15 protein-coding genes (2 of these 15 running past the window's edge) are annotated in these 12,500 nt (G+C 37.1%); 9 read left to right on the top strand and 6 right to left on the bottom strand.

Going from position 1 to position 12,500, the window contains the following annotated elements:
• Both AMET1_RS06560 and AMET1_RS06555 read left to right on the top strand, forming a co-directional pair.
• On the top strand, window positions 1–1,137 hold the 3' portion of the coding sequence (locus tag AMET1_RS06560; protein ID WP_086637683.1) for a thiamine pyrophosphate-binding protein. The gene continues 546 nt to the left of window position 1, outside the view; the window shows 1,137 of its 1,683 coding nt (coding positions 547–1,683); its start codon lies off the left edge, out of view; it ends in the stop codon at window positions 1,135–1,137.
• A gap of 57 nt (window positions 1,138–1,194) precedes the next feature.
• On the top strand, window positions 1,195–1,650 hold the full coding sequence (locus AMET1_RS06555) for an alpha/beta fold hydrolase (RefSeq protein ID WP_086637682.1): 456 nt from the start codon (window positions 1,195–1,197) through the stop codon (window positions 1,648–1,650).
• Window positions 1,651–1,983: 333 nt separating this feature from the next.
• Here AMET1_RS06555 and msrB read toward each other — a convergent pair whose 3' ends face one another.
• The 3 genes from msrB to AMET1_RS06545 form a co-directional block, all read right to left on the bottom strand.
• On the bottom strand, window positions 1,984–2,400 hold the full coding sequence (msrB, locus tag AMET1_RS08015; RefSeq protein WP_201721306.1) for a peptide-methionine (R)-S-oxide reductase MsrB: 417 nt from the start codon (window positions 2,398–2,400) through the stop codon (window positions 1,984–1,986).
• Entirely contained in the window at window positions 2,393–2,980 is a 588-nt protein-coding gene (msrA, locus tag AMET1_RS08010) for a peptide-methionine (S)-S-oxide reductase MsrA (RefSeq protein WP_201721305.1), read from the bottom strand. The genes msrB and msrA overlap by 8 nt, the downstream gene beginning before the upstream one ends.
• 105 nt (window positions 2,981–3,085) lie before the next feature.
• Complete coding sequence (locus tag AMET1_RS06545) at window positions 3,086–3,841, bottom strand: HesA/MoeB/ThiF family protein (RefSeq protein ID WP_143406881.1); 756 nt, start codon at window positions 3,839–3,841, stop codon at window positions 3,086–3,088.
• 213 nt (window positions 3,842–4,054) lie between these two features.
• Between AMET1_RS06545 and AMET1_RS06540 the strand changes: the two genes are divergently transcribed.
• The 3 genes from AMET1_RS06540 (at window position 4,055) to AMET1_RS06530 (ending at window position 6,153) form a co-directional block, all read left to right on the top strand.
• Window positions 4,055–4,549, top strand: coding sequence for a hypothetical protein (locus tag AMET1_RS06540; protein ID WP_086637680.1), 495 nt, complete (start codon window positions 4,055–4,057; stop codon window positions 4,547–4,549).
• Window positions 4,550–4,969: 420 nt separating this feature from the next.
• Complete coding sequence (locus AMET1_RS06535; protein ID WP_201721304.1) at window positions 4,970–5,467, top strand: COG2426 family protein; 498 nt, start codon at window positions 4,970–4,972, stop codon at window positions 5,465–5,467.
• Between the two features lie 80 nt (window positions 5,468–5,547).
• Entirely contained in the window at window positions 5,548–6,153 is a 606-nt protein-coding gene (locus tag AMET1_RS06530; protein ID WP_086637679.1) for a hypothetical protein, read from the top strand.
• Between the two features lie 27 nt (window positions 6,154–6,180).
• Here the strand turns inward: AMET1_RS06530 and AMET1_RS06525 are convergent, their stop codons facing one another.
• Both AMET1_RS06525 and AMET1_RS06520 read right to left on the bottom strand, forming a co-directional pair.
• Complete coding sequence (locus AMET1_RS06525) at window positions 6,181–8,325, bottom strand: hybrid sensor histidine kinase/response regulator (protein ID WP_086637678.1); 2,145 nt, start codon at window positions 8,323–8,325, stop codon at window positions 6,181–6,183.
• Between the two features lie 267 nt (window positions 8,326–8,592).
• The gene (locus AMET1_RS06520) at window positions 8,593–8,799 is read right to left on the bottom strand and encodes a histone family protein (RefSeq protein ID WP_086637677.1); all 207 of its coding nucleotides are present in this window, start codon (window positions 8,797–8,799) and stop codon (window positions 8,593–8,595) included.
• A 261-nt stretch (window positions 8,800–9,060) separates the two neighbouring features.
• On the opposite strand from AMET1_RS06520, the gene AMET1_RS06515 reads away from it, so the two are divergent.
• The 3 genes from AMET1_RS06515 to AMET1_RS06505 are packed head-to-tail and all read left to right on the top strand — an operon-like array spanning window position 9,061 to window position 11,035.
• The gene (locus AMET1_RS06515; protein WP_086637676.1) at window positions 9,061–9,558 is read left to right on the top strand and encodes an NOB1 family endonuclease; all 498 of its coding nucleotides are present in this window, start codon (window positions 9,061–9,063) and stop codon (window positions 9,556–9,558) included.
• A 16-nt stretch (window positions 9,559–9,574) separates the two neighbouring features.
• Entirely contained in the window at window positions 9,575–10,186 is a 612-nt protein-coding gene (locus AMET1_RS06510) for an orotate phosphoribosyltransferase-like protein (RefSeq protein WP_086637675.1), read from the top strand.
• Between the two features lie 18 nt (window positions 10,187–10,204).
• Entirely contained in the window at window positions 10,205–11,035 is an 831-nt protein-coding gene (locus tag AMET1_RS06505; RefSeq protein ID WP_086637674.1) for a molybdopterin synthase, read from the top strand.
• A gap of 394 nt (window positions 11,036–11,429) precedes the next feature.
• Here AMET1_RS06505 and AMET1_RS06500 read toward each other — a convergent pair whose 3' ends face one another.
• Window positions 11,430–11,903 (bottom strand): type IV pilin, encoded by a 474-nt coding sequence (locus AMET1_RS06500; protein ID WP_086637673.1) that lies wholly within the window; start codon window positions 11,901–11,903, stop codon window positions 11,430–11,432.
• Window positions 11,904–12,179: 276 nt separating this feature from the next.
• On the opposite strand from AMET1_RS06500, the gene AMET1_RS06495 reads away from it, so the two are divergent.
• Window positions 12,180–12,500 carry the 5' portion of a heavy metal translocating P-type ATPase gene (locus tag AMET1_RS06495; RefSeq protein ID WP_086637672.1) on the top strand. It continues 2,136 nt past the right edge of the window, so the window shows 321 of its 2,457 coding nt (coding positions 1–321); its start codon is at window positions 12,180–12,182; the stop codon falls past the right edge of the window.

Here is a 12,500-nt window from a genome sequence, read left to right as displayed (position 1 = left end):
ATAGATCAAAAACCACTGCCTTTAGGACAGATACCAAAACTAGGAAACCCCCCACAAAAACAGATAGAAAAAACAGTCGAATACCTAGAAAACTCACTCGAACCAGTCATAATCGTCGGCGACCAAGTAGCAAGAACAAGCAAAACAGCAGTACAACACATCGGAGAGCTATCCGAAAACATAGGAGCCAGAGTCCACGGCGAAATACTGATGTCAGAAAAATCCTACCCCACAGAACATGAAAACTGCGTATCACTACTACCAACAAAAGCCAGTGAAATAAAAAAACTACTAAAAACCGACACAATACTACTCATAGGATGCACAACAAACGTACCTTTCTACGACTACGAAACACCACTCATCCCAGAAAACACCAAAACAATCCAAATAGGCTACGACGCACTTGAATTAGGAAAAAACTACAACTGCGACATCGCCCTACATGGAAACCTACAGAAAACACTAAAACAACTAAAAAACAAAACAAAAAACCTATTCGACAAACAAGAACTCAAAAAAAGAAAAAAACAGATCAAGAAAACCAAAAAACAAATCAACAACAAACGACAAATGAAACACCCACCCAGCCCCAACAACAAACCAACCAAACTAGAAGTAGTTCAAGAACTCAAAAAAACAATAAAAAACGAAATAGTAGTAGACGAAGGAGTTACAGCCGGATTCATACTAAGATGCGAACTACCCATAGGCCACGGCCAACTACTAGGAATAAAAAGCGGTGGATTAGGCTATGGACTACCAGCAGCAGTAGGAGCCGCAATAGCAGAAGAAACAACAGGAAACAACCGAAAAACAATAGCATACATCGGAGACGGCTCATACATGTACTACCCACAAACACTCTACACAGCACAAAGATACCTAAACAAAGGAATCTCAATCATCATAATAAACAACAAAGGCTACAAAATACTAAGAAACGCAAACATCCTAAACCAAACAGGAACAAAACCACTACACATAACAAAACACAACAACATACCCAAAAACGCAGAAACCCACAACTTCAAAACACAAAAAACCAAAAACAAAAACAAACTAAAAAAACAACTAAAACAAACCATAAAAACAAACGAAAACACACTCCTCGAAATAATGGTACACGACCCATAACACCAAACCAAACAAACCCAACCCACACCAACAAAAAAGGAAAATGGAACAAACAAAATGGAACAAACAAAACTTAAAAACAAAATATACTATGAAACACACGGCCACAAAAACAACCCCACACTACTACTCCTACACAACATCGGACTAAACCACAAAACATGGCAACATCAAATAAAACCACTAAAAAAACACTACCAACTAATACTAACAGACCTACCAGAACATGGAAAATCACGTAAAACACAAACCGAATTCAACTTCCAAAAAACAACAAAACAACTACACAAACTAATAAACAAACTCAAAACCAGAAAACTAACAATAATAGGCCAATCACTAGGTGGGTTAGTAGCACAACACTACACAAACAAACATCCCAACAAAATCAATAAACTAATACTCATCGGAACACCCTCCCTACACCACCAACTAGACGACTACGCAAACACATTAATCGACATACACACAAAAGCCATACAAATAACACCCTGGGAAATACTAAAACAATAAACAACAACAGCACTCTCTAAAAAACCAGAAACACAGAAATACCTAAAAGAAACACTAAACAAAACAGATAAACAACAGATAACCTACACAATAGAAGGAACAAAAAAACAACTAAAAAAAGGAATAAACAAACCAATCAACAAACCAACACTACTAATATACGGAGACAGAGAACTGAAACTAATCAAAAAACAAATAGTTCAATGGCACACAAAACACCCAAAAAGCCAACTAAAAATAATAAAAAACGCAGGCCACCTCGCAAACCAAGACAACCCCCAAGAATTCAACAAAACAATAAAAAACTACCTACAAAACACCAAAAACAACCAACTAATCAAATAAACCAATATACCTACCATAACCTCTTTCCTCAAGCTCCTCCTTTGGTATAAATCTCAATGCAGCAGAGTTCATACAATACCTCCTGCCAGTTGGCTTCGGACCATCATTAAAAACATGCCCTAAATGACTACCCGCCTCCCTACTAACAACCTCAACCCTACCATCAGGCTCCTCTCTAAACAAAATATTATCAGGCTCCAAAGGCCTAAAAAAACTGGGCCAGCCAGTACCCGAATCATATTTCTCATTACTACTGAACAATGGCTCACCACTAACCACATCAACATAAATCCCCTCCCTATCATTATCATAATACTTGTTATCGAAAGGAGGTTCGGTCCCTCCTTCTTGAGTAACATGATACTCTAACTCAGAAAGTCTTTCCCGCAAACCATCTTTATCCATCTTCTACCTCCTCACCAGGAACATAACACCCAACATCATCAGACCCACCTCTTGTATAATAGTCCTGATGATACTGTTCAGCCGGATAAAACTCAACAACAGGCCTCACTTCAGTGCCAACATCAAAACCATTATCAATCAACTCATTCTTGGACTCTAAAGCCATTTTCTCCTGCCTACCATCATGATAAAAAACCGCAGTAGTATACTGTGAATGAGACCCAACATCACTTGGACCGGGATACGAAGGAGCGATATAACTCCAGAAAACATCCAACAACTCCCTAAAAGATATATTTTCAGCATTGTAATATACCCTAACAGCTTCATAATGCCCAGTTCTACCACTACAAACATCTTCATAGCTAGGGTCCTCAGTATCACCACCTGTATAACCACTGATCGCTTCAACCACTCCATCTAAAGATTCAAACTCCTTCTCCAAACCCCAGAAACAACCACCAGCAAACGTAGCCCTACTATAATCAGATTCTTCAAAACCATCGAACAACTCAACAGCCTTCTCCGAAGAACCACTAAAACCTACTAACAAACCAGAGAACAAATTCCTTAAATACATAAAAAAACCAACCCACCTACAGTATCAGTTAGTTATCAATACATATAACCAAACCTATTTTTATCTCAACTCAGGGCTAAAACCTCTTCCTTTAGGAACCGGATGTCACTGACTACAAACATCACAATCTAAATCTCTAGCTATCTCTATCGTGTCAGGTACCGTTCTATCCCCTGGAAATATAGCTAACCTGTTTTCTAAAACTCCATCTAAATCCAAGAAATGACGGGTAAGTTGTTCAACCTGCATAACCGCTAGTTTAGCAGGAGTGAACCCAACAACCGGTATCGGACCGCTATCCATTGAATCCTTACCCTGATACAAACAATGCAAACAAGCCGTCTCACCCGGAACTATAGTAGTAATCCTACCCTCCAAACCACTGCATGAAGCATGGAAAAACGGAATCTCCCTTCTAACACACTCTTTATTCACAACATACCTACCCGGCATATTGTCAAACCCATCTACAAAACAATCAGCATCACCAATTATATCACTCACATTATCCTCTTTTACCTCAGCATCTATAGCCTCAACCTCAACCTCAGGATTCATCTCACGAAGCTTCCTACCAGCAACCTCAACCTTCAAACAACCAACATCCCCATCATCATACAAAGCCTGTCTATTCAGATTACTAACACCCACACGATCAGAATCAACAACCCTCAACCTACCAACACCCAACCTAACCAAAAAAATACTAGATATACTCCCCAACCCACCAACACCACCAACAACAACCTCTAAATCCTTAAGCACAGACTGACCCTCCTCACCAAAAACAAGCAACTGACGACTATAACGCTCCAACTCAGATTCAGATAAAGTCATACCAAAAATAAATAAGATATCCAAATACTTAACCTCCCCCCCCAAAAACTCCAAACAAAAAACCCAAAACACAAACAAACTTCCAAAATAGAACCAAACCCCCACCAACCCTCTCAAAACATAAAAATAACAAAAAAAACATAAATACAAACAGTAATTATATAAAAAACAACCTAACACCGTTATTTAGGTTAAATTTTTTATAAAATCCCAAATAAAGATTAAACGGAGATAAAGATGAAGAAAAAAATCGCAGTAATCATATTAATAGCAGCTTTATCACTTGGAGTTGCAACAACCGGATGCCTAAACGGTTACGATGAACTAGAAATTAATGAAAATTACTTCGTAGGTGAAGACCTTGAAGAGCGGGCCGATAATCAATATGAAGCTAATGAAGACGTTAGAGTAGCCTTATACGTTGAAGGTTTTGAAGCTGATGAAGACGGAGTTGCAGATTGGGTTATATACGCAACGGTCACAGATCCAGATGGTGAACCAGTAGAATGGGACGAGGGTGAACTAGTATTAGATGAATACGTAATGGTTGATTCAGATGCAGTAATTGATGGAGATTGGGGTTACATAGATTACACAGAACTACCTTTGGTATTCAGCCCTGGTTTGGAGAATGCATGGGATGAAGGAACACATGAAATTGAATTCACAATTTTAGATGAAATCGGAGACAAAGATAAAACCATCACAATGGAATTTGAAGTAGTTGAATAAACAAAGTGAATCAAGTTAATTAGGCCTCTCTAAACAGATTGAGGGGTCTAAAAAACAATTTTTTTCAATTCTTTTAGATAGATATTTTATATCCATTAAAAAACTATTTCGAAGTAGGGATTCTGTTCTATACTCGATTTAAAAGTTTGATTTATTTGTTTTAAAGCTCTAATATCTATGTTGTCAAAACTAATAAAATAAGATAGTTAAGCTATTTGGTATTTTGTATCAAAAAACCGGATTTTTATGGTTGGTTTTATATTTGATTTTGTATTTGGTTTTTTTGGTAGTTTAAGAGTTAGTATTGGGGGGTTAAGTGTGTTTTGTGTTTTTGAATTTTGATTTTTTTGGTAGGGTTTTTAGGGTAAATATTTTGTGTTTTGGGTTTGATTTATTATGGGGTTTATTTGAGGGGTTTTTGTGGTTGAGGATCTTGCTTTGTGGTTGGCTGGGTTGCCGGATTGGCTTGCTGTTGTAGTTATTAGTATGTTGCCGGTTGTTGAGTTGCGTGGTGGTTTGCCGTTGGCTGTTGGTTTTTATGGTATGTCTTTGGGATGGGGTTTTGTTGCTGCGGTTGTTGGTAATTTGTTGCCGGTTCCTTTTTTGTTGAAGTTTCTTCCTTATTTGGAGGAGAGGTTGCGGGTTTTTAGGGTTTTTGATTTGTTTTTTGATTGGTTGTTTGATAGGGTTAGGGATCGTATGACGGGTTCTGTTCGTACTTATGGTTTGTTGGGTTTGATTCCTTTTGTAGCGGTTCCTTTGCCGGTTACGGGGGCTTGGACTGGTGTTGCTGCTGCTTATCTATTTGGTTTTAGGTTGGTTCCTGCAACTTTGGTGATATTTGTTGGTATTTTGATTTCTGGGTTTATTGTTTCTCTAGCTATTTTGGGTGTTATCAGTATTGCTACGGTTGTTTAATTTTTTTGGGGCTGGTGTTTTATATTGTGTAAGGTTTATCTATTGATGCTGTTTATGGTTTGTTTGGTGGGGGTTTTTCTATGATTTTTGAGATTAAGAGGCAGTTTATTCATATTGTTTTGGGTTTTGGGATGGTTTTTTTGTTGTATGTAGGTTTTTTTGAGTTTGTTGGTTTGTTTTTTGGTCTTGGTTTTTTGGGTGCTGATGCTGGTGGGTTGTTGTTTTTCTTTTTGGTTGGTCTTTTGGTTTCTTATGGTTTGAAGAAAACTAGGATTCCTTTTTTAAGCCGTCTTGTAGAGAGGTTTGAACGTCCAGAGGCGAAGGTGGTTTTTCCTGGGCGTGGGGCTTTATTGGGTTTGTTTGGTGGTTTTTTAGTTGTGTTTTTGTTTCCCTGGGATGTTGCTCTTGCGTCTATAATGGTTTTGGCTATTGGTGACTCTGTGTCACATGTGTATGGACGTTTTTATGGTAAAATTAGACATCCTTTCAGTAAGGATAAAATGGTTGATGGTAATCTGGTTGGAGGGGTTTTAGGTGGTTTTGGCGCTCTTTTATTTGTAGGTCCGGTGCCAGGTTTTGTTGGATCTGTTACTGCAATGTTTTTAGAAGGGGTTGATGTTATTGAGATCAATGATAACATCTTGGTTCCATTTGTTGCTGGCTTGATTATGTATTTGTTGGTATGATGGGTTTTTTGGCTTAGTATGGGTTTTTTATGGTTTTTGGAGGTATATGTCGAATTTTGCTCCGCCTGTTGGTGAGTTTTTGACTTTTATTTGTCCGTTGTATCCTTTTATTATTTTTTTGGTTATGTGCAGTCCTAGTCCTGTTCCTTTGTTTTTTCCTGCTTTGTAGCCTTTTTTGAATATTTTTTGTTTTCTTTGTTCTGGGATTCCTTTACCATCATCCTCAATAGTTATTTTTATGTTGTTTGGGGTTTCTTGGGTTTTTATTTGGATTTGGCTGCATTCAGCGTGTTTTATTGCGTTTGTGATGATGTTGTTTATTACTTCTTTTAGTAGGTTTCCGGCGATTGCTTTTGTTTGTTTTGGCGTTTGGTTTTTTATTTCTATGTTGTTTTTTTGTGCTTGGGGTTTGTTTGTTTTGATTGTTCCTTCGATTGTCTTGTTAATGTCGATTGGTTTTGTTTTTTCTTTGTCTATTTTTCGGAGTGTTCTGACTTTTTCTATTATTTGGTTTTGTTCGTTTGCTGATTGTTTGATTTTATCGATTATTTCTCTGTCTTTTTCTGGTATTTTTTCTTTATCTATTAGATCGAGGTAGCCTTGTATTATCTGGCATTTATTTGATATGTCGTGTCTGAGTAGTCTGTGTAGGAATTTTTGGCGTTTTTGTTTTCTTTTTTGTTCAGTGATGTCTTTTGCAAACGCTAACTCGAATTCCTGGCCTTCATGCTCGAGGTAATGGCTTGTGACTTGTACAGGGTATATTTCTCCATTTTTGGTTTTGTGTTTTGTTTCAAATGTTGTTGAGCCTTTTTCTTTGACTTTTTGATAATGGTATTCTCGTCGTTTCTTAGGGTATTCGGGGTCTACATCCCATACGTACATGCCTTTGAGTTCTTTTTTGGTGTATCCAAGTTTGTTTTGAACTGCTTTGTTGGTGTATCTAAATTCACCGTGAGGGGTTATCCAGTATATCTCTATTGTGGCTTGTTCTACTGATTTTTTTATTAAACGATGTTTTTTAGCGAGTTCTTTTATTCTGGAGAGGTCTCTTGCATGTTCAATTATGAACTCTACTTTGTTATTTTCATTTAATATTGGGGTTGTTATGACCTCTAGATGGCGGTCAAGTTCTGGGAAGTATTTTTCAGTGATTTCTCGTTTTTTAGTCTCGATAGATTTTTCAGCTGGACATTCTTCACATGGCTCTTGCTTACCAACCAGTTTATAGCATTTTTCTCCAACAGCCTCATTATAACTATCTTCTATTAATTCGAGGCCTTTTTGGTTGATTTTAATTGTTGTGTGGTCAGGTAGTTGGAATGCAACTATGTCCATGATTCCGTTCAACATTCCCTCTAACATCCATGTTTTTTCTTTGATTTCTTTTTCTCTGGATAGTTCTTCGGTTACATCGATTCCGGAGTTGATGCTGGCTATTACATCGTTTTTTTCGTTTTCAATTGTGGAGTTGTGCCAGGAGATTATTCTTTCTTCACCACTGCGAGTTATAACCGGTGATTTTTCTGCAAAATTTTTTTCACCCGTTTTAAGGAAGTGTTGATGGGTTTCACGAGCTTGTTGACGATTTCTTTCAGGAACAAAATTAGATATCCAGTCCTTACCAACCAACTCCTCTTTTGTATATCCTAGGAGTTGACAGGTTTTTTGGTTTGCTTGAATAATCTCACCATCTAAATCGATTACAACCATTATTACTTGAGCGGTTTCAAAATATTTTTCAGCCCGCCGTTTCTCCTGTTTATACTTTTTTTCCATTCTCCGTTCTTTGGTGGTTGAAACTATTGAGTGAGCAAGTTCATGAAACTGTGTTTTAGGGTCTCCACCTTTCTGTATGTATCGATCGGCCCCTATATTGAGGGCTTCCATCGCTATTTCTTCCCGACCCTTACCAGTGAACATGATGAATGGAATGTCTGATTCAAATTCATTACGAATTTTTTCTAATAATTCAATTCCATCTAACCCCGGCATCTGGTAGTCAGAAACCAAACAATCATAATCACTAAACAATTCTAATGCCTCATAAGAAGACAAAACACCATCGACCTCAAGCCAGCGATCTACCTGATCCAGAAAAACCTCGGTTAACTTTAGAAATGATGGTTCATCATCAACAACCAATACCTCTATATCCTCTTGTATATTCATCCAGGGTCTATCTCTAGATATATGTAATGCAATTTATATAACAATCGATTGAATACTAAAAAACATCTAATTGGTATTTAAATAGTTGTTTAGTTTTTTTAAACTATCAAGCCCTTAAACAGTTATCTAAATTTAAGTAAAACACTCTAAAAATTGATTTTATTTGGAAAATTAGTTTTAAATATTATTTAGGAGTTTTTATTAGGTTTTTGTTTTTTTTGGTGTGTTTCCCCACCTCCGTGTGGAGGTGGGGTTTTCACCTTTGTTTTATAGTCTATCTGAAGCTAGCTTGATGTCTTCTGCTTTTACTGTTTTTCGGTTTGCGTGTTCTGCTAGTTTTACTGCCTCTTTGGATACTTCTACTCCGTATTTTTCGAGAACTTCTGCTAGTGCTTCCCTTGCCTCTTCACTCACTCTTTCTGCTCCGCCATTCCTAATAATCCTATCAACTGGTGCTAATGGTAGTTCAGTCATAATTCCACCTCTATATGTGATTTAATAAGCCAGAGATAAATAATTTTCGTTTTCTAATTTGGTTTATTGTTCTTATTGAATAATACGAATTAATTGCTAAAATTTTTGGGATTAAAAACCATAGACCAAATTTAAATATTCAGTAAGTAGTGATTTAGATGGATTTCAGTGATACAATCTATAAGTAGATTTGTTTTTATTTGTTGTATTGGGTGTTTTGTTTAGTAAAGTATTAATTGGTGTTAAGGCTATTTTTGTTTGATGGCTGGGGTTTTTGTTGTTGACACCTCTGTATTCATAGTTGGAAAACAGCCTGAAGGAGAGGTTGTTACCGTTCAAGAAGTTGTAGATGAAGTTAAAGATAAAGTATCTAGATACAATTTAGGCCGTGGGTACTCGGTTAGTGATGTTTTAGATGAAGACATAACCCATGTTAAAGATGTCTGTATTGAGACCGGAGATTATGGAAGGGTGTCTAAAACTGATTTAAAGCTACTTGCTCTAGCTTATCGTTTAAAACTTGAAAACAAAAGTCCTGTGGTTGTTTCAGATGATTATTCAATTCAAAACGTGCTTGAAAAACTAAACATACCCTATCAGGGAGTTCAGCAAGAAGAGATAGAAAAAGAGGTTGTTTGGGGTTTTAGGTGCGTGGGATGTAAACGTGAGTTCAGTTCAAAAGAGCTAGAAGACTGTCCAGTCTGTGGATCTGGTCTAGAAGAAAGAATTTTAAAGCGAAAAGATATTGTTGATGACTAAAAAATATTGATGCGATATGAGTCTTGAGGAACTTGTAGATAAAGCCCGTAAACTAAAAGAAAAGGGTCTAAAAACAGGAAGTATTGCCGACGAGCTTAATGTATCCAAAAAAACAGCAAAATGGTTGATAAACAGAGGAGCAATGGATGAAAAAACCACAGCTCCAAAAGACTTCTTCATAGAGTGGGACGAGATTGGAAAAAGCTCCAAAAGACTTAGATCAATCTCAAACGCAATGTGCGACCAAATAGACGAAGTAGTAGATGAAGTAGAAGTGATAGTAGGAATCGCAGTAAGCGGACTACCACTCGCATACCCAATAGCAGAACACTACAACGCAGAAATAGCAGTAATCCTACCCCGAAAACAAAGATGGGAGCCAGGAGATAAAGACTCCAAAAAAAAGAAAGGAGTTCTAAGCCCAAACTTCGCCGACCCAAGCGGTAAAAAATGCATAATAGTAGACGACATAATAACAACCGGAACAACAATGAGAGAAACAATAACATCCCTAGAAACCGCTGGAGCAGACCCAACAGCAGCAGCAATACTACTAGACAAAAAAGGAATACGCAACATAAACGGAGTCCCAATCCGATCACTACTAAGAGTAGGAAGAGTAGACTAACACAAGGTTGAACAAAAAATGAAAGCAATAGCAATAGTCGGAAACTCAAACTCCGGAAAAACAACACTAATACAAAAACTCACCCAAGAACTAAACGGAGAAATCGGAGTAATAAAAAACCTACACCAATTCGACACACCCGAAAAAGACACATACAAACTAACAGAAAAAGCAAGCCGAGTAATAGCAACAACAGAAAACAAAACAATAACACTCCAAAAAACAGAAAACCCACTAGAAAAAGCACTAAAACAACTCCAAGACATGGACATAATTCTAGTAGAAGGCCACAAACAATCAAACCTACCAAAAATAGTCCTAGGTCAAACAACAAAAAAATACAAAAAACCAATACTAACAACACTCAACGAAAAAGAAAACAACATCCAAAAAGCAGTCAAAGCAATCAAAAACGCACCGGAATACGAACCCAAAAACCCAGACCTAACAGACCTAATAAACCAAATAAAATCCAACCCAAAATTCAACAAAGCAGGAGCAATCGGATCCTTCGTAGGAATAGTCAGAGGAGTAAGCAACGACAAAAAAGTCGAGAAACTATACTTCGAAAAATACAGCCAGCCATTCAACAAAACAATACAAGAAATAGAACAACAACTAAAAAACAGGGACGGAGTCATAGACATAAAAATACACCACCGAGACGGAAACCTAAAAGTAGGAGAAGACATCGTATACGTAGTAGCAGCAGCAAGCCACAGACAACAACTATTCAAAACACTAGAAGACGGAATAAACCTAGTGAAACAAAAAGCCCCAATCTGGAAAAAAGAATACACAATAGACGGAGAAATCTGGGTACACGACAAAAAAACCGAACAACAATAAAAACACCCGAATAACAATCAACTCATCCAAACCAACCCAAAAGACACCAAAAACACAACCACCTTTCCTCAATCTAACCCACCCTAAACTCATCTATAAAAACCTATTACAATCTAAATATACCTCACAAAAAAACAACAAACCCTCTTTTTTCAACATCCACCTATAAACCACCACCAAAATAATAAAAAGCTAAATAGCTTTGTTTTCAAGTCTCCAATACAGAAAGATAACAAAACAACAGCCACAAAAGCTGGAAGAACAATCACAATAGAATATAAAACTATACATAAACTTCGAGACTCATAAAAAAATAAGTATGTTGAGAGAGAAGGTAGCTAGGATAAACTCGATCACTACCCCCTCACCAACCAAATATCAGAAAACCCTGTTTTTAAAGCTCAGTCACCGTTGAAGTCATCACACTGATAGTTCCACCAGAAGGCTCATCAATCACACGAACCTCAATCTCATCAGGATAATCCTTGAAATCGTCATCTTCAATAGTGATGTTTATTCTCTCTCCAGTTGACCAGTCATCCTCAACATTAGACCAGTCACTCAGGGTTGTTGTGTTGACGTTATCTGTGTTGTTTAGGTCTGTTATGACTATCTTAGTATCAAGGGCATCAAGCGTACTGCCTGACTGATGCAGTAAAGTTACATTCAACTTTTCGTCTTCCCATGTTGCGTCGTCTACCGCTAGTGATGCTTGTGGTGTTGGGCTTGGGATTGTGACTACTCCGAAGACGAATGCTGCGACGATTGCGGCGAGTAGAACGACTATAGCGACCATTAGTATTACACCCACTACAGGGCTTACTCCGTCTTCTTTCTTTAGGTCGCTTTTTATTTTATTAAAATCCATTATTATATACCTCTTTTTCCATTTTTTAGCTAGCTATACGATTATTCATTGGTTTATTGTGCAGTAACTCTGTATATAGTTTTTTGTTTCCCATTTATCTACATTAAAGCTTTAACTAACCATTTTCTTTTAATCTTTCGGTTACAAACAAAGTTAATAAACAATTTTTTTAAGAATTATTTTTGTTTTATTAGTTGGTTTATTTTTTTTATTTGTGTGGGTGGTTTATTTTGTTCGGTATCTTATTGTATATCGGGTATAATTTGGTGTTTTGTTATGAGTAGTATTAGAGAGGTTAGTGTTGATGTTGAAGGGATGTCGTGTGCTTCTTGTGCTAAAGGTATTGAGAGGTCTCTGGGTAAGGTTGGTGGGGTGATGGATGTTGATGTTGATTTGATGTCCAGTTCTGCTTATATCTGTTTTGATTCAAATAAGGTTGATTTAGATGATCTTTTAGATACCATTGAAGATGGTGGTTACGAAGTTCATGGTTACAAAGGAGTTGAGGGAGAGTTAAGTTCTATACAATTAGGCATTGAAGGAATGACTTGTACTTCCTGTGCTCAAAAGATTGAGAGGGAGCTGAACAAACTTCAG

Source organism: Methanonatronarchaeum thermophilum, from assembly GCF_002153915.1.
Classification (GTDB): Archaea; Halobacteriota; Methanonatronarchaeia; order Methanonatronarchaeales; family Methanonatronarchaeaceae; genus Methanonatronarchaeum; species Methanonatronarchaeum thermophilum.
Note: the sequence above shows the minus strand (reverse complement) of the source record. Positions and strands in the feature narration are given on the sequence as shown.